This window comes from Arthrobacter sp. H35-D1 (genome assembly GCF_030063185.1).
Lineage (GTDB): Bacteria > Actinomycetota > Actinomycetes > Actinomycetales > Micrococcaceae > Specibacter.
Genome location: NZ_JASISP010000084.1, coordinates 1 through 642, shown reverse-complemented (window position 1 = coordinate 642; position 642 = coordinate 1). Strand labels below are relative to the sequence as shown.

At 59.0% G+C, this 642-nt stretch carries 1 protein-coding gene; it reads right to left on the bottom strand.

All coding sequences use genetic code 11. The features are described 5' to 3' along the window. Positions 1 to 13: 13 nt before the first annotated feature. Positions 14 to 642: transposase (locus QMG25_RS20395; protein ID WP_283462964.1), on the bottom strand; the 629-nt coding region annotated here is incomplete at its 5' end.

Here is a 642-nt window from a genome sequence, read left to right as displayed (position 1 = left end):
CAATGCCGTTCGGTTAGGTTCTGAGGGGTGTTGTCAAGATCTTGGTGGTGAGTGTGGCGGGGTAGGTGCGGCGGTCGGGGCTTCGTTCTTTGGCACGGTATTTGGAGATGGCGCGTTTGATGATCCGGGGGCGGATGCGTATTCGCCGGCGGGGCATGAGCTCGGCCTTAACTGCAGCACCGATACGCCCGACGAGATCGATTATGGTTCCCGTCACGATGCCGCGGGCCTGGATCACGAGGTCACGTGCTGTTCGGAGCCCAATACTGAAGCTGAGCCGGTCAGGATCAATGTCAGGTTCCGCTAGGACTGCATCTGTCATCGCGGTGCGAAGGACCTGATAGCAGGTGAGTAGTGCCCACATCTCTTGGTTTACCGCTCCGGGGTGTCTGCCGCGCAGAACCCTGCCGCTGAGGAGGCGTGCTTTCAATTCGCAAAACCCGGTCTCGATCTCCCAGCGTTCATGGTAGAGCCGGAAAAGTGGCTGTGCCGGGGCATCGGATGGGTCGAGCATTGTGGTCACTAGCCGATAGTCGCTGGTGCTGTTTCCTTTCTCGGTAGTGACGGTCAATTCCGCATCAATGACCCGCACGGGCAGGCCTGCTGCCTTGGAAAGGAAAGAACCATCAGAGAGGCGCTTGA